The sequence below is a fragment of the Rhodococcus sp. JG-3 genome (genome assembly GCF_000482405.1).
GTDB classification, from domain to species: domain Bacteria; phylum Actinomycetota; class Actinomycetes; order Mycobacteriales; family Mycobacteriaceae; genus Rhodococcoides; species Rhodococcoides fascians.
Genome location: NZ_KI519398.1, coordinates 4,895,102 through 4,915,979, shown reverse-complemented (window position 1 = coordinate 4,915,979; position 20,878 = coordinate 4,895,102). Strand labels below are relative to the sequence as shown.

Here is a 20,878-nt window from a genome sequence, read left to right as displayed (position 1 = left end):
GGTAACCTTTTGCCGCGGCCCGTGAGGCCCGGAACTTCAGACCGGCCAGACGAATTCTCGGAACACGGCCCGGAAGGTCCGCCAGAAGCCGGATCTGCCGTAGGGACCGTCGTGGAACAGCGACGCGCAGTTGTCCTCCATGGCCCTGGTCACCAGGGGACTGAAGTCGGTGAACTCGCAGACCAGGAACTCTTTGAAGCCCGTCGGCCACGCCTGCTGAGCCGGTTCGTGTTGTGCCTCCACGGGCACGAGTGTAATCCAGCGGTAACACCAGTGTTACAAATCCCACTCACTTCAACAGAGCGAAAGCTTCCTGCGCAACCAGGAACGCGTAGCTGGACGGGATCAGGTCGATGGCACCGTCCGCCCGGAACTGCTCGGTGACGATCCAGTCCTGCCCCGAGGCGTCGGTTGTCAAAAACGCCGCGGCGAGGTCGCCAGGAGCGTTTCCGCCTTTGAAGCCGGAGTACGGCCACCGAGCGGGATCGAGCTGCACACCCGGGGTGATGGCCAGGATCCGACGGTTCTCCTCCGCCGACGGGCCGGTTGCCAGGTACCCCATGGCCGCACACACGTCCTGCGCGTTCGCGAACCACTCCACGCCGTCGGCCGATGCCGGGTTGTCGAGAAAATTCTCGAAGTCGATGTCCAGCGGCCGGGAATCGGCTTGCTCGAGGAGCTGCTCGCGAGCGTCGGCGTCCGCGTCCGCCCATTCGGAACGAAGGTTCGGATTCCCGAATCCGATGACGAAGAACTGTCGGGTGTCCATCATCGGCGTCATCGCCGCGGGATCGTGATGACCCATCGTGGCGAGCTGAGCCTCGACGCGGCCCCGACCGAGGCGTTCCATCAGCAGGTCCGTGGCGGTGTTGTCGGACAGCGAGATCATCTTCTCCGCGGCCTCGCGTACCGACACCGTCGTGCCGTCGCGGCGGTTCTGCAGCTCACCCGATGGCGCACTCTTGTTCTCGTCGCGGATGGTGAGCTGCTCGTCCCATCGCACGCTGCCCGCCTCGATCTCGTCGGTCAGCGCACCGAGAACGTACAGCTTGAACACCGATCCCAGCGGAAGCATCGCGTCGGCATTGACCGAGTACACCGACTCGCACTCACCGCCGTTCAGACGAGACGCGCTGTAGGAGTAATTCGGAGCCACCTTCGACAGGGCAGCATCGAGCTCGTCGAAGGACGAGATCGTCGGAGTTTCCGGACTGGCCAGAATGCCGTCGAGCGTGCCGTCGGCACCGAGGGAAGTGGTGATCGTGGCCGGAATGCCGGCGGTGGTGAAGCGAAGAACGGCGCTGTCCGGGCCGGCCTCGAAACCCGTCGCCACGTTCGGCGCCCCGGCGCGCAACTTCTCGAGAGGGGTGACGAGCCCGCCCATCGGCTCGAGTGCTGCCGCCAGCTCCGCGCCGGTGACGGCGTCCACCGCCGCCGGATCCGGGGCGGCGTCGGCGTTGATCCACTGCAGAATTCGGTCGTTGATCGCGCCCAGCGGCGTCGAGGTGTCGATCGCGAACGCCGGTGCCGTGGTGGTCGTGGGCGTCGGCGTTTCGGACGGTCCCCCGCAGGCGGACAGCGTCAGAGTTACGGCCACGACCACCCCTGCCAGTCTCGTCACGGTGCGCGTCGTCAAGTCGCAATGCTAAAGGATTCGGACATTTCGCCACCCGCCCAGTCTCGGTACGGCCGGTCGGGTGCTGTGGCAGTGTGCTCTGGCGTGCTTACTTCAGACGACGTCCGTCGAATAGATTCCGAGCATCTCTGGCATCCCTACAGCGGGTTTCCGTCGACGACGACACCGTTGGTCGTCGACAGCGCGTCCGGGGTTCGACTGACGTTGGCCGACGGCCGCCAACTCGTCGACGGGATGAGTTCGTGGTGGGCGGCGGTGCACGGCTACCGGCATCCGGTGCTGGACGCGGCAGCGCGAGACCAGCTCGACCGCATGAGTCACGTGATGTTCGGAGGCCTCACTCATGCGCCGGCGGCGCGATTGGCGGAGCTGCTGGTCTCGATCACGCCGGCCGGGCTGGACAAGGTGTTCCTCGCAGATTCCGGGTCCGTGTCCGTCGAAGTCGCGGTGAAGATGGCAGTCCAGTACTGGCGTGGGCGGGGTGAGAGCGGGCGAACGAAGTTGCTGACGTGGCGGGGCGGCTATCACGGGGACACGTTCGCGCCGATGAGTGTCTGCGATCCGGACGGTGGGATGCACAGGATCTGGACCGGTGTGCTGGCGCAGCAGGTGTTCGCGTCCGCGCCACCCGCCGCGTCCGATGCGGCGGGTATTGCCGCCTACGTCGCCGAGTTCGAGCAGGTGCTCGCGGCGCATGCGAACGACGTGGCCGCGATCATCGTCGAGCCGATCGTGCAGGGTGCCGGCGGAATGCGCTTCCACGACGCACGTCTGCTGGTCGAACTGCGCCGACTCGCGGACGAGTACGGCGTGCTGTTGATCTTCGACGAGATCGCCACCGGGTTCGGCCGCACCGGTGAGCTGTTCGCCGCCGATCACGCGGGCATCGCACCCGACATCATGTGTGTCGGCAAAGCGTTGACCGGCGGCTACATGACGCTGGCGGCGACGCTGTGCACCACCGACGTGGCCGAGACGGTGTCGAGCAGTGAGGCGGGCGGTCTGATGCACGGGCCCACGTTCATGGGCAATCCACTGGCCTGCGCGATCGCGGTGGCGTCAGTGGAGCTGCTGCTCTCGCGCGACTGGCGCGCCGAGGTCGCCGCCGTCGCAGACGTGCTGACCGAACGGCTCGAGCCGGCCCGGTCGCTCCCGGGCGTGGCCGACGTGCGCGTGCTCGGCGGAATCGGGGTGATCGAACTGACCGGCGCGGTCGACATGGCACGTGCGACGGCCGTCGCCGTGGACGCAGGTGTCTGGCTGCGGCCGTTCGGCGGGTTGGTCTATGCGATGCCGCCGTATGTCTGTACCGATGCCGATGTGGCAGCCATCGCCGATGCCATGGTGGCGGTGGCCCGCGACCATACTTGAACACCCATACTTGAACGCTGTTCAAGTATGGTCGTGGACATGAGTGCACTCGATTGGCTCGACGCCGCCGCATACGACCGTCGCGCGGCCGGACTCGAGCGCGTCGTCCACGCTCGCAGTCCCGAGGATTCGACACTCGACTTGGCGTCGAACGATTACCTCGGCCTGTCTCGACATCCGCACGTCGTCGACGCGGCCTGCGCGGCCACGCGTCGGTGGGGTGCCGGGTCCACCGGATCTCGACTGGTCACCGGCACGACCACCGCCCACGAACAGCTCGAGCAGCACCTTGCCGACTTCGTCGGTGCCGAGACCGGACTGGTCTTCTCGTCCGGCTACACCGCCAATCTCGGAGTCGTCACCGCGCTCGCCGACCGCGACTCCGTCGTGATCTCGGACGCTGCGTCGCACGCGTCGTTGATCGATGCCTGCCGTCTGTCTCGGGCGCGGGTGGCCGTGGCGCGGCATCGCGACGTCGAGCACGTCGAGCAGTTGCTCCGCGAACGAACGGAATCTCGCGCGCTCGTGGTGACCGACTCGATCTTCAGCGCCGACGGCGATCTGGCGCCGCTGCACGAGCTGTACGCGGCCTGCCGGAGATGGAACGCGGTGCTGATCGTCGACGAAGCCCACGGGCTGGGCGTCCGAGGTGACGATGGGCGCGGTGCCGTCCACGACGCCGGTGTGGCGGGACTGCCGGACCTGGTGATCACCGCGACGCTGTCCAAGGCGCTGGGATCGCAGGGTGGGGTGGTGCTCGGGCCGGCGTCGGTACGGCACCAGGTACTGCACAGTGCGCGCAGCTTCGTCTTCGATACCGCACTCGCCCCGGCCGCGGTCGGCGCGGCATCGGCAGCGCTGGCGGTGCTGCGCAGCGAACCCGATCGGGTCGCTGCGATCGGTCGGCGGGCAGGGCAATTGGCGGCGGCCGCCGGTGTTTCGCCGACGGCGTCGGCGGTGGTTCCGGTAGTACTCGGCGACGCCGTGCGTGCCGTCCGCGCGGCCGGGGAGTGTCTTGACCTGGGCGTGCGCGTCGGGTGCTTTCGGCCGCCGTCGGTTCCCGCGAACGCATCTCGGCTGCGCTTGACCGCGCGCGCCGACCTCAGCGACACCGATATCGACCGTGCCACGTCCGTTCTCTCGACGGTGTTGCGTGCGGCGGTGTCGGGATGACGGTTCTTCTCGTCACCGGAACGTCGACCGGCGTCGGCAAGACCGTGGTGACCGCGGCGCTCGCGGCCGCAACCCGGGCACATGGACGGACGGTGGCGGTGTGCAAACCGGCGCAGACCGGAGTCGGTGACGACGGCCTGGACGAGTCGGATATGGATGTGGTGGAACGTCTTTCGGGAGTCCGCGGAATCGAGCTGGCGCGGTACCCCGAGCCACTCGCGCCCGACGTCGCAGCACGCCGTTCGGGTCGGTCGATGCTCGAACTCGACTACGTCGTCGACGCGGTGCGAGGGCTCGACGAGGCCCACGATCTCGTCGTGGTCGAGGGTGCGGGCGGGGTAGCGGTGCGCCTGGGTGCCGGCGGGTTCACCGCACTCGATGTCGCCGGCGCCGTCGGCGCATCGGTCCTGATCGTGGCAGGGGCAGAGCTGGGGACGCTCAACCACAGCGCGCTGACCGTCGCCGCGGTGCGCGCAGCGGGTGTGACATGTGCGGGCCTGGTGATCGGATCGTGGCCGGCCGAACCCGATCTGGCGGCGCGGGTCAACGTGGAGGAGTTGCCGCTCGTGACGGGCGTCGAGCTGCGGGCATGTGTGCCGAACGGGGCCGCCGCGCTGGACGCACAGGACTTCGGCGCGCTCGCCTGGACGATGTTCGGCGAGTTTGCCGGCTCATTACTCGGGTAACCGGCTCGGAACGTCTGCCACTTCGGCAGTCGGAACAGATCGGGAGTTCCATCATGAGCACCGCAGTGTGGATCATCGTTGCAGTAGTAGTCGTAGTGTTGGTCGTTGCCGTCGCCCTGGTTGTGGCACGCAAGGGCAAAGAGCGAAAGAGGCTGGAAGCGAACCACCTTCGCGAGAAGGCGGCCGATCAAGCGACCGTCGTCGAGGAGCGTGAACTGCAGGCCCGCGAGAGCGAGGCCAAGGCACGCCGCGCCCAGGCGGAGGCGGACGTCAAAGCTGCCGAGGCAGAGAAACTTGCTCAGCAGGCCCAGTCTCACCAGGGAGTCGCGGCGGCATCACGCGACGAAGTGAACTCACAGTTCGAGCGCGCGAACCACATCGATCCGGATGTGAAGGGCGACCGCAAGGTGACCGGTGACCACAACGTCGGCCGCGACGCGGGCGCGGATCGGGACTTCGGTGCGCAGCACAACGCGAATGTCGATCGGAACGCGAGTACCGACCGGTCCGAGGCAGGACAGCATGGCGTGACCGGTAATCCGGACTTGCCCCCGACGGCAGCCCGGCACGAGCGGAACTAGCTCGTTGAGGTATTGGGCAGTTCGAGTTCGACCACGTCGTTCTCGCCTAGGTTCGGACGCTCATGGGTGACCTTCGCCTTGGCGTAGGCCAGCAGGGTCGACACCTTCGAGCCCGGGGTGGACCAGTACTCGGCACCTTCGGCGGCCACGTGGATCAGAGCGACCTCACGTGAATCGGGGTTCTTCTCGAACCACGCGGCCGCCCGAGAATTCCACAGCTCCTCCGCCTTGGCCTTGTTCTCGACGACCGCAGCAGTACCGGACAGCGACACCCAGCCCTGACCGGATTGGAACGAGACGTTGACCGTCGGGTCGGCGGCGATGTCGCGTACCTTTCTGGAGTCCTGCGCTGCGAAGAACCACAGGTCCCCGTCGAACTCCGCTTCCTGCAGTGCCATCGGACGCGAGATGAGGTGGCCGTCTCGGCCCACGGTGGTGAACATGCACAGTCCGGCATCGGACATCAATTCGGCGACTTTGGTGACGCCATCGGTGTTTGTCATCGAAAGTAAATACCCGGGGTGGGGGTCTTCAATCGCCGAAACCAGGCCGACTCCCTGTTTCGGTGATTATTACGCCCTGTAGTTGGTGATTTCGCAGAACCTGGGACACTGGAAGTCGTGACTGTTCCTGACGGCAACGACGCCCCCGTATCGGCCCAACTCTTCGCCCGCGCGAGCACAGTGATTCCAGGTGGCGTCAACTCTCCGGTGCGTGCGTTCGCATCGGTCGGCGGCACTCCACGCTTCATCACGCAGGCCAGCGGATACACGATGACCGACGCGGACGGGAAGTCCTACGTCGACCTCATCTCGTCCTGGGGTCCGATGATCCACGGACACGCGCATCCGGCCATCGTCGAGGCAGTCCAGAAGGCGGCCGCAACCGGACTGTCGTTCGGCGCACCCACCGAGCGCGAAATCGAACTCGCCGAGGAAATAGTGCGCCGCGTCGGCCCCGTCGACCAGGTTCGCCTTGTGAATTCGGGCACAGAGGCCACGATGAGCGCGGTGCGTCTGGCGCGCGGCTTCACCGGTCGCACCAAGATCCTCAAATTTTCCGGCTGCTACCACGGCCACGTCGACGCCCTGCTTGCCGACGCGGGCTCGGGGCTGGCCACCTTCGGACTGCCGACGTCACCCGGAGTGACCGGCGCTCAGGCGTCGGACACCATCGTCGTTCCCTACAACGACCTCGACGCCGTCACCGCCGCGTTCGACGCCAATCCCGGCGAGATCGCGTGCATCATCACCGAAGCGGCCGCGGGCAACATGGGCGCGATCCCGCCGATCACCGGCTTCAACGAGGGACTACGCCGACTTGCGACCGAGCGCGGCGCATTGCTGATCATGGACGAGGTGATGACCGGATTCCGTGTCAGCGCCGCAGGCTGGTACGGCATCGACGGTGTCGCCGGCGACCTCTACACCTTCGGCAAGGTCATGTCCGGTGGACTGCCGGCCGCAGCATTCGGTGGCCGCGCGGACGTCATGGCCTACCTCGCACCGGCCGGGCCGGTGTACCAGGCGGGCACGCTCAGCGGTAACCCCGTCGCCGTCGCTGCCGGATTGACGAGTCTGCAACTGGCCGACGCAGCCGTCTACGAGAAGCTGCAGACCAACTCGCAGCGACTCGGAACACTGCTCGGCGATGCTCTCACCGCCGAAGGCGTCGACCACCACGTGCAGTTCGCGGGCACTATGGTGAGTGTGTTCTTCGCCGATGGACCCGTCACCGACTACGCGCAGGCCAAGGCTGCCCAGACGTGGCGCTACCCGGCGTTCTTCCACGCGTTCCTCTCTCGCGGGGTGTACCCGCCGCCGAGCGCATTCGAGGCATGGTTCGTCTCGGCTGCTCTCGACGACCGAGCTTTCGAGATCATCGCCGACGCGGCCCCGGCCGCCGCGAAGGCTGCGGCAGCCGCTGTAGCACCACTGTGACGTCCACTCAGAAGTGATCACCACCCGACTAGCGAGAAACAGGACCCCGACGTGACCGAGGCCCCCGCAACACATCCGCACTCGACGACGCGCACCATCGTGCACGTCCTCCGGCACGGCGAGGTGCACAACCCCAAGGGCATCCTCTACGGGCGGCTGCCCGGCTTCAAGCTGTCGGTCACCGGCCAGTCCCAGGCCAAGGCCGTCGCAGATGCGCTCGCCGGTCACGACATCACCCACGTCGTCGCGTCGCCGTTGCAACGCGCCCAGGAGACTGCCGCCCCGATCGCGGCAGCCCACGGCCTGACGGTGTCCGAGGACGAGAACCTCATCGAGGCGGGTAACGAGTTCGAGGGGCTGCGCGTTGCCGTCGGCGACGGAGCCCTGCGTAGGCCTCGGCACTGGTGGAAGCTGCGCGACCCGTTCACCCCGTCCTGGGGCGAGCCGTATCTGCAGATCGCGCACCGCATGCTCGCGGCCGTCAACGCGGCCAGAGTCGCAGCCGTCGGGCACGAGGCCGTCTGCGTGAGCCACCAACTCCCGGTCTGGACGCTGCGCCGGTTCCTCCAGGGCGACCGGCTCTGGCACGACCCGCGCAATCGCCAGTGTGGACTCGCATCGCTGACGTCACTGGTCTACGAGGGCGATCAGCTCGTCGATCTCGTCTACTCCGAGCCAGCAGGAGCATCCGACCCGAGGATCACCGGTGCGTAGGTTACTACTCGCGGTTGCCGCTGTGGCCCTCGTCGCCGGCTGTTCGACCGGCACCGACGCGGTTGCTCAGGGCGGAACCTTCCAGTTCGTCTCGCCCGGCGGAAAGACCGAAATCTTCTACGATCCGCCGTCCGACCGCGGCGCACTCGGCGAACTCTCCGGACCCGACCTGATGACCGAAGGCAAGACGACCTCGTTGTCGGACTACGAGGGTGACGTCGTCGTCCTCAACGTCTGGGGTCAGTGGTGCGGACCGTGCCGCGGAGAAGCGGACGACCTCGAGAAGGTCTACGAGGCCACCAAAGCCTCCGGCGTCGAATTCCTCGGCATCAACGTGCGCGACGAATCACAGACCGCAGCACAGGATTTCGTCGTCAGCAACAACGTCACGTACTCCTCGATCTACGACCCGCCGATGCGCACCCTGACCGCGCTCGGTGGCGTTCCGACCTCTGTCATTCCGACGACCATCGTGCTCGATCGACAGCACCGCGTGGCCGCAGTGTTCCTGCGTGAACTGCTCGTCGAGGACCTGCAGCCCGTCGTCGAGCGCGTGGCAGCCGAGGAGCCTGTGCAGCCGTGAGCGAGATGTACCTAGCCGGCGTCGGCGCGAGTTTCCAGGAAGCTGCGGCCTCCGGGCCGCTGCTGCTGGCCCTCGGAGCCTGCGTCCTGGCCGGGCTCGTCTCCTTCGCATCACCGTGCGTCGTACCGCTGGTTCCGGGATATCTGTCGTACCTCGCCGGGGTCGTCGGAGCCGACGCACCGGCGGTCAGCGCCGACGAAGCGGCCGTCAAGACGAAGGTGCGCAGCGGTCGGCTGCGCGTCGCGGGAGCCGCGGGGCTGTTCGTCCTCGGATTCACCGTGGTGTTCGTTCTCGCCACCGCGTCGGTGTTCGGCGCAATTTCGGTGCTGGCGATCAACCGCGAACTGCTCATGCGAATCGGCGGCGTCGTCACCATCGCCATGGGCCTGGTGTTCGTCGGACTGATTCCCGCGCTGCAGCGCGATGTGCGGTTCGAGCCGAAGCAGATCGGCTCCCTCGCCGGAGCGCCCTTGCTCGGGGGAGTGTTCGCACTCGGCTGGACCCCGTGCCTCGGGCCCACCCTCGCCGGCGTCATCTCGCTCGCCGCAGGCACCGACGGTGCCACGGCTGCCCGCGGAGTCACCCTCATCGTGGCGTACTGCCTCGGTCTTGGATTGCCGTTCGTGATCCTCGCGTTCGGATCGGTCAGCGCACTGCGAGGCGTCGGCTGGCTACGTACACACGCACGACAGATACAGGTGTTCGGCGGAATCATGTTGATAGCGGTAGGAATTGCACTGGTCACCGGTGCCTGGGATCAATTCGTCGGCTGGGTGCGCGACGCCTTCGTCTCCGATGTGGTGTTGCCGATATGACCGCCGAGACCGAGGAGCGGACAGAAGCGGCGCCGCCGCACAAGCAATCCGTACTCGGTAAGGCCGTGGCCGTGGTGCGCAACACCTGGCGCGGGCTCACCAGTATGCGGACCGCACTGGTGCTGCTGTTCCTGCTGGCCTTCGCCGCCGTGCCCGGAGCCCTGGTACCGCAACGCAGCCTCAACGCGGGCAAGGTCGACCAATACATCGCGGACCGCCCGACCCTCGGTCCGATCATGGACAAGCTCGAACTGTTCGACGTGTTCGGCAGCTTCTGGTTCACCGCGATCTACGCACTTCTGTTCGTCTCCCTGATCGGCTGCATCCTGCCGCGGTGCATCGAGCACGCAAAACAGTTGCGTACCAAGCCCGTTCGTGCGCCGCGGAACCTCTCGCGCCTGCCGCACCACACCCGGTACGACGTCGACGGCGCACCCGAGGAGATCGCAGCCCAGGTCCGTACTCAGCTGCGTGGGTGGCGCGTCGCGCAACGGTCCGAGGGCAGCGGGGCAGTGACGCTCTCGGCGGAGAAGGGCTACGTTCGCGAACTCGGCAACCTCGTGTTCCACCTCTCGCTCGTCGGACTGTTGGCCGCGATCGCCATGGGCAAGCTGCTCGGCTACGAGGGAAACCGCATCGTCATCGCCGACGACGGCCCCGGATTCTGTACCTCCACGCCTGCCAACTACGACTCGTTCCGGGCGGGCAACCTCGTCGACGGCACCGACCTCGAGCCGTTGTGCTTGCGAGTCAAGGATTTTCAGGCGGACTACCTCGACAACGGCCAGGCGGAAATGTTCACCTCGAACATCCAGTACCAGGCCGGCGAAGATCTGGCGAACAACGACTGGCAGGACGACCGACTGCAGGTCAACCATCCGCTGCGGGTCGCGGGCGACCGCGTCTACCTGCAGGGCCACGGCTACGCGCCCACGTTCACGGTGACGTTCCCGAACGGCGAGACCCGCACCGACACCATCCAATGGCAGCCGACGGACGCCACCACATTCCTCTCCAGCGGGGTACTGCGAGTCGACCCACCCGGTGGCCTCTACCCCGACGCGCTGGACCGGCGTAAGAACCAGATCGCCATCGAAGGACTGTTCGCCCCGACCGCGTCGTTCCACGGCAGTCTGCTGTCGTCGAGCTTCCCGGCGATGAACGACCCAGCCGTCGCCATCGACATCTACAAAGGCGACACCGGACTCGACACCGGACTCCCGCAATCCATCTTCTCGCTCGATCAGGAAATGATCGCCCAGGGCAGGCTCGTCAAGCAGGACCGCGTCAACCTCATGCCCGGGGAGTCGGCCACACTCAGCGACGGCACCGTCGTCAGATTCGACGGGGCGAAGGAATTCGTCAACCTGCAGGTCTCGCACGACCCGGCTCAGACCTGGGTCCTGGTGTTCGCGCTGACGATGATGGGCGGACTGCTCGTCTCACTGGTGATCAAACGTCGCAGAATCTGGGTCCGACTCACCGCCGACGGCGACTCACGACGTACTGTAGTAGAACTCGGCGGACTTGCACGCACCGATCAGGCGGGGTGGGGCGAAGAGTTCGACCGCCTGTGCACCCGCCTGCTCGGCGACACCTCGAAACAGGAGAACTGACCGATGCCGATCAACGAGACACTCTCGCAGTACAGCGACTGGTCGTTCGAATCAGCCTTCACCATCTACGTGCTCGCATTCGTCCTGCTCATCGCTCAGTACGCCTCCGCCAAGGCGACGGCCGCTCAGGCCAAGGAGCTCGTCGGTGCCGGAGCCCCCGTGACCGCGTCGTCGCAGGCTGCGTCCTCCGGCCCGGGACGCGTCATCGAGGCACCCAAGCGCCCGCTGTCCGAGCGCCTCGCAGGCATGGGCTTCGCGCTGCTCGCACCGGCCCTCGTCCTACACATCGCCTCGGTCGTGCTCCGCGGATTCGCCACCCACCGATTCCCGCTGGGCAACATGTACGAGTTCGTCACCATGGCAACCGCTGCCGCAGCACTGACCTCCGTGGTGGTGCTGCGCAAGAAGACGATGCGCCCGATGCTGGTGTTCGTCCTCGCACCCATCATCGTGCTGATGTTCTTCGCCGCCACCAAGCTCTACGCAGACGCCGCACCCGTCGTCCCGGCGCTGCGCTCCTACTGGCTGCCCATCCACGTCACCATCGTCAGCGTCGGCAGCGGCATCCTGCTGGTCTCCGGAGTCGCGAGCCTGCTGTTCCTGCTGCGCATCAAACAGCCCCTCGGCGAGGAGAGCGTGGGATTCTGGGGCCGCTTCGCCTCCAAGCTCCCTGACGCCCAAGCCCTCGACCGACTCGCCTACAAGACGACCATCGTCGCCTTCCCGCTGTTCGGAGCCGGCGTCATCCTCGGCGCGATCTGGGCCGAGGCCGCATGGGGACGTTTCTGGGGCTGGGACCCCAAAGAAACGATGTCCTTCATCACGTGGATCATCTACGCCGCTTACTTGCACGCCCGCGCCACCTCCGGCTGGCGAAACACCCGCGCCGCGTGGATCAACGTCGGTGGATTCACTGCCATGCTGTTCAACCTCTTCATCATCAACATGGTCGTCTCCGGTCTGCACAGCTACGCAGGACTGAACTGACCGCTGCGCGTTCCACACGCTCCGCTGCCGACGTGCAGCTGGTAGCGTCCGATCCGGCTCGATGGGGGAGACATCCGAGCCGGCACTCGACGCGGGACGCACACTGGGGGGAAATCGGTCATGGCCGATCGGCACGGAAACAATTGGCAACCCGTCCGACCGATGGACGACGACGAACCCCCGAACACGCCGGAGCCGGTGGTGACCGAGACCCCGGTTCCCGGGTCTGCTGGAGTTGGGGAAGTTTCGGGGGTTGCGGGGTCTGCCGAGCCTGCGGGGTCTTCTCGGGTTGTGGGGGAGTCTCGGGTTTCGGGGGAGTCTCGGGTTGTGGGGGAGTCTGGGGTTTCGGGGGAGCGTGAACCGTTCCGATCCACCCCCATCGCCATGCCGCCCGCGGATGCCCCGAGCCCGAATCCTGTTGTCGCGGCAATGCCGACTCCACCCGTCGAGGTGACGCCACCGACCGACGAGATGCCGACGATGCCCGAAGCATCGGGTCCACCGGTTGTGCCACCGGTTTCGTCCGACATGGCCATGGCCCCTGGTCCGCCGACTCGGCCCACGGGCGAGCCGCAGCCGCCTGGGCAACAGGGTCAGCACCCTGTCCAGCCGCAGAACGGGGTGGTGTTGCCCCAGAATGCTGTTGTGCCCCAGCAATATTGGCAGCCGAACAACGAGTGGGCAGCCCAGAATCAGTGGCAGGCCCAGAACGGCTCGCCGACGCATGGGCATGGGCAGGGATATGGGCAGGGTCAGGGGTATGGGCAGTGGGCTCCGCAACCCGGTTCGTGGCCGCAACCGATGGTGCCCGGCCTTGTTCCTGCTGTGGTTCCTGCCGTGGCTGCTGTCGTTCAGCCGGATCATCGATCACCGTCGCAGCCGATGTCGGCGGCCGACCTCGGAGATTCATTGCTCATCAGGTCGGCAAGTGTCGCTCCGGTCGCGGGGTGGCGTCGTGCGCTGTATCTGATGTCCGGTGGTCGGATCGATGTGGGGAACAGTCCGGCGCAACAGCGACGCCTCGAATTGACCGCGCAGGTCGATCGACCATTGGTGGGGTGCTACCGCGTCGCGGTGCTCTCGTTGAAGGGTGGGGTCGGAAAGACGACGACAACGGCCACGTTGGGCTCGACGTTCGCGGACATCCGCGGTGACCGCGTGATTGCGATCGACGCGAACCCCGACCGCGGAACGCTGGGGCAGAAAGTACCGTCGGAAACGACGGCGACGGTCCGAAATCTGTTGCGAGACGTGGATTCCTTGGAGCGCTACAGCGACGTTCGGGCCTACACCTCACAGAACGTCCACCGGCTGGAGGTGCTGGCCTCCGATTCGGACCCGGCGGCGTCCGAGGCATTCAGCGGTGACGACTACGACCGAACGGTGACACTGCTCGAGAAGTTCTACAGCATCGTCATCACCGACTGCGGCACCGGATTGATGCATTCGGCGATGGAAAGCATTCTCGAGGGCGCGGACACTCTGGTCGTCGTCAGCTCAGGGTCGGTGGACGGGGCGCGGAGCGCGTCGGCGACATTGGATTGGCTCGATGCCCATGGCTATCGAAACCTGGTGGCCACGTCGGTGGCTGTGGTCAACGCGGTAAGACCGAGGGCGGGAAAAGTCGACTTGCAGAAGGTGGTCGAACATTTCGAGCAGCGATGCGCTCAGGTTCGGACGATTCCGTTCGACCCGCATCTGGAGGAGGGGGCTGAGATCGAACTGGGCAGGCTTCGTGGACGCACGCGAAAGGCACTCCTCGAAGTAGCTGCGGCGGTGGCAGCAGGCTTTCCGGCCTCGCCCACTACTTCTCGCCGCAGCTGATCGGAAACTTTATTCGCCGACTTCAGTGCCGGCGTCGGTCCCGTCCTTGCCTCCGCGACGAGCGTCCCGGTTGATTTTCCAGAGAAATTCCGGATCGTCATCGGGCCCGACAGTCCGCGGGGGTTCAGGTTGCGTGCTGGGTCCGAATGCCTTCCACAGCAGCACAATCACTGCCACCAAACCGATCAACGCCAATAGATAGATCACGACGCACCTCCTACTACGAGGGTAGCCGTCATGCAACGACCTCCGCACCCGTCGAGCGTCGAAGATTCCTGAGAATGTTCGATGAGTTCGTACGGGTGCGGAGGTCGTTGCCGAAACTGCGCCGAATGGCCTGTCTCAGTGCTGTACGCCGGCTTCGGTCGTCAGAGAAGTCAGCAGCTGCATGACCTCGGTTTCGCGGAAGCGACGGTGTCCGCCGGGAGTGCGGAGCGATCCAAGACGTCCGGCGTGTGCCCAGCGAGTCACGGTCTTGGGGTCGACGTGAAAAAGCGCTGCTACCTGACCCGGTGTGAGAAGTGAGTCCTGAGCTTTGTGGAACGTGGGTGCGCTCATCTGTCGTGTCCTCCTACGGTGCGGTTCTGTGCATTTGCGTCGAACCGGAGATATCGGTCTGCGGTGTTGTGAGCCCCATGGTTGCACTCGGACCCCTAGGTACTCGACTGATACAAGGTTGGTAAAGGGGAGGTAATGGACAAATCGGTCACGCCAGGGGTGGGTGGGAAGCCCTGCACGGCCCGGTAACCTTGAGCTCGTGAGCGATGCGACGAATGCCGACCGAAGCGACCCGACCAGCGGAAACCCCACGCCCGGCCGTTCTGCGAAGAAGTCCCTTGCCGTCAATCTCGCCGTGTATACGTTCGCGCGTCTGGCGCTCGTCATCGTCATTGCCGCGATCATCATCGGTGTCGGTTTACTCTTCGGCATCGAGGTTCCGATCCTCGTCGCGGCGATCTTCGGCGTCCTCATCTCGCTGCCGTTGTCCCTGCTTTTGTTCAAGCAGATGCGCATCCGCGTCAACGAATCCATCGCTGCGGTCGACGAACACCGACGCACCGCTCGCGCGGACCTGCAGTCCAAGCTGCGCGGTGAAGACGGCCGCAAGTGACCACATCGGTGGACCGCTCCGGATCGCGTGAGTGGGTCGACAACGCAGTCCGGTTGATCGAAGCCGATTCTCAGCGCAGTGCCGACACACACCTGCTGAGCTATCCACTGCCTGCCGCATGGGGAATCTCGCTGTACCTCAAGGACGAATCCACTCACATCACCGGCAGCCTCAAACACCGGCTGGCGCGATCGCTATTTCTGTACGCGATCTGCAACGGCTGGGTCACCGCGCGAACCACGGTCGTCGAGGCGTCTTCCGGCTCCACGGCGGTCAGTGAGGCATATTTCGCCGGCCTGCTGGGATTGAAGTTCGTCGCAGTCATGCCCAGAAGTACAAGTCCCGCCAAGATCGCCCTCATCGAATCGCACGGTGGGCGATGCCACTTCGTCGACCACCCCGGTGAGATGTACACCGAGGCGCACCGGCTCGCAGCCGAACCCGACTGCCACTACATGGACCAGTTCACCCACGCCGAACGGGCCACCGATTGGCGAGGGAACAACAACATCGCCGAGTCCATCTACGATCAGCTTCGGCTCGAGAAATGTCCCATCCCCGATTGGGTGGTCGTAGGCGCGGGAACGGGCGGAACGAGCGCCACCATCGGTCGCTACATCCGATACCGCAGACACGCAACGCGTTTGGCTGTCGTGGACCCAGAGAATTCGGCCTTCATCGGAGGCTACGAAACCGGTGACGCGAGTTTCGAGACCGGTAAGTCCTCACGTATCGAAGGCATCGGGCGACCGCGGGTGGAACCGTCCTTCGTTGGCCAAGTGATCGATCGAATGATCGCGGTGCCCGACGCTGCGTCGGTGGCGGCCGCGAGATTCACTTCGGCTGCGATCGGTAAACGAGTGGGAGGATCCACCGGCACCAACATCTGGGGTGCCTTCGGATTGATCTCCGAGATGATTGCCGCGGGACGCACCGGCAGTGTGGTGACGTTGTTGTGCGACGGCGGAGACCGTTACTCGCAAACCTATTTCGACGACACCTGGGTCGCGGGCCAGGGGATGGATCTCGACGAACCGACCGCCGCGCTCGAGCAGTTCATCCGTACCGGGGTGTTCTGAGCAGATCTACCAGGTCACGACCATCGACGTCACCGCAGTGACAGCGGCGACCGTCCCGACGGCCGGCCACGCACCGATCTTCTTCGCGAGCGGATGCGACGCACCGAACGCCACGAGGTACGTCCCGAGCAGTGCGCCGGCACGAGCCGAGCCCGACGACTTCTGCCATTGCGTGGTGCAGACAACGCCGACTGCAGCGAGCACTGCTCCGCCGAGTTGGCGATTGTGCGACCGGCGAGCAACAGCGAAGCCTCCGAGCAAGCCGCCTGCGGCGAGAGCGGATGTGGCGAACGAACGTCGAGCATCATGGTCGGACATGATCGTCACCCTAGCCGAGCCTGCACGCGCAAACTCCGGGCCAGGTGATCTCTCTGCTCGATCACCAAGCGCCGCAACGCAGCCGGTGCCCACTCGTGCTCGGCGAGCCACACGTCTGCACTGTCGGTCGACGATCGCTGAGGAAAGAGGCGAACAACTATCCTCCGTGCGATCTCGATGCTGCGTGAGGTCCACAACGAGGAGATGGACTCGAAATACCGGTCCTCGTACGGTTGAGTGAGGTCCGGTCGGTGACCCGCCCCGAACCCGGTGATGAAGGCGTCGAGAACATCGTTGGACACGTCGTCGCGCTCGGTGATGGAAGTCCACGCGCTCGCTTTGACTGTGGCGTCAGGGATCGCCGTCGCCGCCGCGGTGTGGGCAGTGCGCCCCGAAAGTGTGTCGTCCGAACCGAGTTCGGCATCCAGCTCTGCGATAGTTGCGTGTCCGGTGGCGGCGAGTGCCAGCCAGAATGCCCAGCGCTGATCGGGGTCCAGCCTCAGCCCGGCAATGGTCGCGGTGCCATCGAGCAGAGAGCGTAGATCGTCGGCCAGGAAGTCGTCGAGCTGCGCAGCCGATGCGACCGCCCGCGCCCACACCAACTGCGCGTCGCTTCCGGGTTCGCTCGATTGCAGCTGCCGCCACGACGCTTCGAGCCAATGCCGGGTGGGCTCGTCCCGTCGGTCTTCGGGGAGGTAGTGCGCGAGTGTGTACGTGACGTTGGCCGTGACTGCGGAGAGCAACCCGATCTTGGGTTCGGTCGGCGCGAATCTGGTTGCGATGTCGAGGTATGCGATCGCAGAGAGCTCGGCGTCCCGGGTGGAGTTCCACAGTGCCGACCACACCAGCCCTCGTGCAAGGGGATCGACGATGCGATCGAGTGAGGTCCGCACGGTGGCGGTGGAGCGCTCGTCGAATCGGATCTTGGCGTAGGTCAGATCGTCGTCGTTGAGCAGAACCAGTGCAGAATCGGGGAAGTCGACGGGCGTTCGCGAGTCGGTGATGTCGAGTTCGTAGCGGTGGGTCCTCGTGAGATTTCCGGCCTCGTCCGGATCGTAGAGCCCGACCGCGATGCGGTGCGGACGCGGATCCGACTGCTCGACGGCGTCGCCTGTATAAGTCAGTGTGGACACGCCGGTGGTCTGCAGCCACGCGCCCGCCCAGGCCTTGAGGTCTCGCCCGCTGGCGGTGGACATCTCGCTCAAGAGATCCGTCAGGGTCGTATTACCGAAGGCATGCGTACGAAAGTAGTTGCGGGACGCTGCGAAAAAGGCGTCGGCACCGACGAACGCCCCCAACTGTTTGAGCACGCTTGCGCCCTTGGCGTAGGTGATGCCATCGAAGTTGAGCTTGGCTGCCTCGAGGTCGGTGATGTCGGCGACGATCGGGTGAGTGGTGGGAAGCTGGTCCTGCAAATAGGCCCACGCCTTTCGGCGGTTCGCGAAACTGACCCAGGCATCGGTGAACCGGGTGGCTTCGGCCGACGCGTACGCACCCATGTAGTCGGCGAACGACTCCTTGAGCCACAGATCGTCCCACCATTGCATCGTGACGAGGTCGCCGAACCACATGTGCGCCATCTCGTGCAGAATCGTGTTCGCCCGAGCCTCGTACTGGGCTTCGGTTGCTGCCGAACGGAATACGTACGATTCGGTGAACGTGACGAGCCCGGGGTTCTCCATCGCACCGAGGTTGTATTCGGGGACGAAAATCTGGTCGTACTTACCGAACGGGTACGCATAGTCGAACTTGTCGTGGAAGAAGTCGAGGCCACGCTCGGTGATGTCGAAGATGTCCTCGGCGTCGAAATACTCGGCGAGGGATGCGCGGCAGTACGCGCCGAGCGGGACAGTCAGATCGCCTCGGGTCCAGGACGATTCGACGCCGTGGTACGGTCCGGCCGCAACCGCGGTGATGTACGTCGATATGGGCAGCGTCGGGGCGAACGTGGTGACTGTGCCGTCGGTGACTCCCGCGCGGTTGGACAGGACCGTCCATGCCGGGGGTGCTGTGACCCTCAGCGTGAACGAGGCCTTCAGATCGGGTTGCTCGAAATTCGCGAACACCCGTCGAGCATCGGCAGGTTCGTACTGGGTGTACAGGTAGACGTTGTTGTCGACGGGGTCGACGAAGCGGTGGAGTCCTTCACCCGACCTGCTGTACCGCCCGCGTGCACGTATCCGAACGACGTTGTGGTCGGCGAGTCCGACCAGTTGAATGCGAGCTCCGTCGTAATCGACCTGCGCATCGGTGCCGTTGACGGTGACCTCGTCCACGGCGGCACCGATGAAATCGACCCATGTCGCCGCCGTCGTCGCATCGAATTCGATGGTCGTCACCGACTCGAAGGTGTCGACGTCCGTGTCCTCGGCGCGCAAGAGGTTCAGATCGACGAGATACTTCACCCCGTCTATGTGGCGCGATCGCCTGCGAGTTTCGGTTCGGGTCAGATTCGCGGTGCTCACCGAACCAACCCTAGGTGATTGTTTTTCACAGGGCGGGTGGGGTGAAGTAGTGACGTCCGAGTGGATCGACGATATGTAGCACTCCATCCGGAAGCAGTTCGGTGCGCCAAAGTTTGCGCGTTTTGAGGTTGTGGTGGAGCCGACAGCGCGGACCGATGTTCGTGAGGATGGTCCAGCCGCCCTTCTCGGGGCGGTGTCGGTCGAATTCGACGATGTGGTCGAGGTCGCATCGTTCCGAGGGCACATTGCAGCCAGGATGCAGGCAGTACGGGTTCTCGGCTCGAACCTTCGCCGCGAGAGCTCGACTGGGCGTATAGCTCAGCGCGCCTGGCGGCGGGAGTTTCATGCCCCCATGGCCGTCGGGGTACAAGGCGTGGATCCCGATGGGGTCGTCCCCAACGGTGGCACGCCACCGTTCGATCAGCGTTCCCCCACCCGGCCGCGATCGGGTAGCTCTGGTATTCACAGAGCCGGGCGTGGGAAGCCTGGGTGGCGGTGCGTCCGGTGGGACCGAGTTCGGTGATTGGCTCGTCGGCGGCTCGTCCCCCGGCGGAGCGGAAGTGGAACTGCCGCTGCGTGTTCCGTCGGTTGCGGCGCAGTCGGTGTCCGATGGTTCGTTGTCCGCTGTGTCCGGATCATCGTGCTCGGGGGCCCTGTCGCCGTCGCGCGGCGTCAGGCATGTCGCGCACTCGCACAGCAGTGTCTCCCCGCGCATCAAGGCGGTCTGAGCGTCGGCCCGTCGTTGGTCGTCCGATCGCGGATCCTCCGGGTGCAGGCGTATGACCTCGGCGTCGATCCGCGAAAGTTGTTCGTCGGCTTCGCCGTCGGTCATCAGTGTGGTCAGGCTCGACAGTCCTCGTGCCCGGCGACGAAGGCGGATTCGCTTCTCGGTGCGTGCGGCACGCTTGCGTACCGCACGGTCCCAGTCGGCGTCGGCCTCGATGAGCAGTCGATCGATTTCGCGGCCCAGAGCTCCCGGTGCCATCTCCCGGGCGGCCTTGAGAATCTCGGTCTCCAGGGCAACGGCCGTCTCCGGACGGGCATGAAGTAGATGATCGTGGATCGTTCTGACTCGCTCCAGATCGAGGGCACCGTCGATGAAGCCCTGACGCACGAGAGGGCGCAGTTGACGCCACATCTGCACCTTGTTGTTGATGGCGGCAAACGTGGACGACAGAGCCGCCGCCAGTTCACAGACTGCCGAGTTGAACAGATCTTTCTCGGTGACCCCGGTGTCCCACGGTGACGCGCCGGCCGTTCGGCTGCGGACATACTCGTCCAGCAGAGCAAGTTCCGAAGCGACGGCAGCGTTGATCGTCCGTCGCGCTCCCAGAACGTCGGCGAGCGGAGAATGGTCCCCCGTCACCCACGCCGCTTTCCGTAGCCCCATGTCACCCCCCAGCGACTGAAGATCGAACACGTATTCGATCCACTGCGGCAAGTGTAGAACAGGGCACCGACACATTCTTCGGCGCTGATGGAAGGGGCTCCGGGCAACGAAGTCCGGTCTGCCGTCTCGGTGACGTTCCCGTCGGCCTGTGTCACGGCTACGCTCGCCAACACGTGCGGGGCGATTCGTAAGGCGGACACGATGAACACATTTCAGAAGTCGGCGGCAGGGTTCAACAAGGTCTTCATGGTCGTGATGAAGGCACCGGTGCTCGACAGGGTGCTCGGACGCTCGATGGGCATTTTGACCTACACCGGCCGGAAGTCCGGCAAGAGGATCACATTGCCGCTTGCGATCAGCCGGAAGGGTGAGCACCTGAAGGTCAGGGTGGCGATGCCGGACAAGAAGAACTGGTGGCGAAATTTCGTGGACGGCGGCGGTCGTGTCGATGTCGACCTCGGCGGTGTCCGGTACTCCGGCCTCGCGACGGCGACCCGCGACGACCGTGGGCGGGTGTCCGTCGATATCGCTGTGGACCATTGACCTGCGTGTCAATGTAGGTTGACAACCCCCTTTCCGTCAACCTACA

At 65.3% G+C, this 20,878-nt stretch carries 22 protein-coding genes; 14 read left to right on the top strand and 8 right to left on the bottom strand.

Annotation, left to right across the window (positions count from 1 at the left end; translation table 11 throughout):
• Positions 1 to 36 precede the first annotated feature (36 nt).
• Together K414_RS0124535 and K414_RS27915 are read right to left on the bottom strand one after the other, a co-directional pair.
• Entirely contained in the window at positions 37 to 243 is a 207-nt protein-coding gene (locus K414_RS0124535; RefSeq protein ID WP_027498338.1) for a hypothetical protein, read from the bottom strand.
• 46 nt (positions 244 to 289) lie between these two features.
• Positions 290 to 1,636, bottom strand: coding sequence for a serine hydrolase (locus K414_RS27915; protein WP_152530471.1), 1,347 nt, complete (start codon positions 1,634 to 1,636; stop codon positions 290 to 292).
• 72 nt (positions 1,637 to 1,708) lie between these two features.
• Between K414_RS27915 and K414_RS0124525 the strand changes: the two genes are divergently transcribed.
• The 4 genes from K414_RS0124525 to K414_RS27910 are packed head-to-tail and all read left to right on the top strand — an operon-like array spanning position 1,709 to position 5,447.
• Positions 1,709 to 3,007 (top strand): adenosylmethionine--8-amino-7-oxononanoate transaminase, encoded by a 1,299-nt coding sequence (locus K414_RS0124525; RefSeq protein WP_027498337.1) that lies wholly within the window; start codon positions 1,709 to 1,711, stop codon positions 3,005 to 3,007.
• 27 nt (positions 3,008 to 3,034) lie between these two features.
• Positions 3,035 to 4,180: an 8-amino-7-oxononanoate synthase gene (locus tag K414_RS0124520; RefSeq protein ID WP_027498336.1), complete on the top strand. Its 1,146-nt coding sequence runs from the start codon at positions 3,035 to 3,037 to the stop codon at positions 4,178 to 4,180.
• Entirely contained in the window at positions 4,177 to 4,866 is a 690-nt protein-coding gene (bioD, locus tag K414_RS0124515; RefSeq protein WP_027498335.1) for a dethiobiotin synthase, read from the top strand. The genes K414_RS0124520 and bioD overlap by 4 nt, the downstream gene beginning before the upstream one ends.
• Positions 4,867 to 4,919: 53 nt before the next feature.
• Entirely contained in the window at positions 4,920 to 5,447 is a 528-nt protein-coding gene (locus K414_RS27910; RefSeq protein WP_051365271.1) for a hypothetical protein, read from the top strand.
• On the opposite strand, the gene K414_RS0124505 is transcribed toward K414_RS27910, so the two are convergent.
• The gene (locus K414_RS0124505; RefSeq protein WP_027498334.1) at positions 5,444 to 5,950 is read right to left on the bottom strand and encodes a pyridoxamine 5'-phosphate oxidase family protein; all 507 of its coding nucleotides are present in this window, start codon (positions 5,948 to 5,950) and stop codon (positions 5,444 to 5,446) included. The two genes, K414_RS27910 and K414_RS0124505, sit on opposite strands and share 4 nt — an antisense overlap.
• A gap of 117 nt (positions 5,951 to 6,067) precedes the next feature.
• Between K414_RS0124505 and hemL the strand changes: the two genes are divergently transcribed.
• The 7 genes from hemL to K414_RS0124470 all read left to right on the top strand — a co-directional run bounded on the left by hemL (position 6,068) and on the right by K414_RS0124470 (position 13,926).
• Positions 6,068 to 7,387 carry a glutamate-1-semialdehyde 2,1-aminomutase gene (gene hemL, locus K414_RS0124500; protein WP_027498333.1) on the top strand — a complete coding sequence of 440 codons (1,320 nt, stop codon included), beginning with the start codon at positions 6,068 to 6,070 and terminating at the stop codon, positions 7,385 to 7,387.
• Positions 7,388 to 7,438: 51 nt separating this feature from the next.
• Complete coding sequence (locus K414_RS0124495) at positions 7,439 to 8,101, top strand: histidine phosphatase family protein (protein ID WP_027498332.1); 663 nt, start codon at positions 7,439 to 7,441, stop codon at positions 8,099 to 8,101.
• Positions 8,094 to 8,684, top strand: a complete 591-nt coding sequence (locus tag K414_RS0124490) for a TlpA disulfide reductase family protein (RefSeq protein WP_027498331.1) — start codon at positions 8,094 to 8,096, stop codon at positions 8,682 to 8,684. The genes K414_RS0124495 and K414_RS0124490 overlap by 8 nt, the downstream gene beginning before the upstream one ends.
• A 5-nt stretch (positions 8,685 to 8,689) precedes the next feature.
• Positions 8,690 to 9,499 carry a cytochrome c biogenesis CcdA family protein gene (locus K414_RS0124485; protein ID WP_032369910.1) on the top strand — a complete coding sequence of 270 codons (810 nt, stop codon included), beginning with the start codon at positions 8,690 to 8,692 and terminating at the stop codon, positions 9,497 to 9,499.
• The gene (locus K414_RS0124480) at positions 9,496 to 11,115 is read left to right on the top strand and encodes a cytochrome c biogenesis protein ResB (protein WP_027498329.1); all 1,620 of its coding nucleotides are present in this window, start codon (positions 9,496 to 9,498) and stop codon (positions 11,113 to 11,115) included. The genes K414_RS0124485 and K414_RS0124480 overlap by 4 nt, the downstream gene beginning before the upstream one ends.
• Positions 11,116 to 11,118: 3 nt before the next feature.
• Complete coding sequence (ccsB, locus tag K414_RS0124475) at positions 11,119 to 12,102, top strand: c-type cytochrome biogenesis protein CcsB (RefSeq protein ID WP_027498328.1); 984 nt, start codon at positions 11,119 to 11,121, stop codon at positions 12,100 to 12,102.
• A 645-nt stretch (positions 12,103 to 12,747) separates the two neighbouring features.
• Positions 12,748 to 13,926, top strand: a complete 1,179-nt coding sequence (locus tag K414_RS0124470; protein WP_237606379.1) for a MinD/ParA family protein — start codon at positions 12,748 to 12,750, stop codon at positions 13,924 to 13,926.
• Between the two features lie 9 nt (positions 13,927 to 13,935).
• Here K414_RS0124470 and K414_RS29715 read toward each other — a convergent pair whose 3' ends face one another.
• A complete protein-coding gene (locus K414_RS29715) occupies positions 13,936 to 14,133 on the bottom strand; it encodes a membrane protein (RefSeq protein WP_027498326.1) in 198 nt (65 codons plus the stop codon).
• Between the two features lie 135 nt (positions 14,134 to 14,268).
• A complete protein-coding gene (locus tag K414_RS0124460; RefSeq protein ID WP_027498325.1) occupies positions 14,269 to 14,484 on the bottom strand; it encodes a BldC family transcriptional regulator in 216 nt (71 codons plus the stop codon).
• A gap of 199 nt (positions 14,485 to 14,683) precedes the next feature.
• On the opposite strand from K414_RS0124460, the gene K414_RS0124455 reads away from it, so the two are divergent.
• Both K414_RS0124455 and K414_RS0124450 read left to right on the top strand, forming a co-directional pair.
• Positions 14,684 to 15,037 carry a DUF4229 domain-containing protein gene (locus tag K414_RS0124455; protein WP_027498324.1) on the top strand — a complete coding sequence of 118 codons (354 nt, stop codon included), beginning with the start codon at positions 14,684 to 14,686 and terminating at the stop codon, positions 15,035 to 15,037.
• Positions 15,034 to 16,116 carry a PLP-dependent cysteine synthase family protein gene (locus K414_RS0124450; RefSeq protein WP_027498323.1) on the top strand — a complete coding sequence of 361 codons (1,083 nt, stop codon included), beginning with the start codon at positions 15,034 to 15,036 and terminating at the stop codon, positions 16,114 to 16,116. Before K414_RS0124455 ends, K414_RS0124450 begins: the two co-directional genes overlap by 4 nt.
• 6 nt (positions 16,117 to 16,122) lie before the next feature.
• Here the strand turns inward: K414_RS0124450 and K414_RS0124445 are convergent, their stop codons facing one another.
• Genes K414_RS0124445 through K414_RS0124435 form a run of 3 tightly spaced genes read right to left on the bottom strand, consistent with a single transcriptional unit; the run spans position 16,123 to position 20,319 of the window.
• Positions 16,123 to 16,434 (bottom strand): hypothetical protein, encoded by a 312-nt coding sequence (locus K414_RS0124445; protein WP_027498322.1) that lies wholly within the window; start codon positions 16,432 to 16,434, stop codon positions 16,123 to 16,125.
• Between the two features lie 5 nt (positions 16,435 to 16,439).
• On the bottom strand, positions 16,440 to 18,899 hold the full coding sequence (gene pepN, locus K414_RS0124440) for an aminopeptidase N (RefSeq protein WP_027498321.1): 2,460 nt from the start codon (positions 18,897 to 18,899) through the stop codon (positions 16,440 to 16,442).
• A gap of 25 nt (positions 18,900 to 18,924) precedes the next feature.
• Complete coding sequence (locus K414_RS0124435; RefSeq protein ID WP_152530470.1) at positions 18,925 to 20,319, bottom strand: HNH endonuclease signature motif containing protein; 1,395 nt, start codon at positions 20,317 to 20,319, stop codon at positions 18,925 to 18,927.
• A gap of 171 nt (positions 20,320 to 20,490) precedes the next feature.
• Between K414_RS0124435 and K414_RS0124430 the strand changes: the two genes are divergently transcribed.
• Positions 20,491 to 20,832: a nitroreductase/quinone reductase family protein gene (locus K414_RS0124430; RefSeq protein ID WP_027498319.1), complete on the top strand. Its 342-nt coding sequence runs from the start codon at positions 20,491 to 20,493 to the stop codon at positions 20,830 to 20,832.
• Positions 20,833 to 20,878 lie beyond the last annotated feature (46 nt).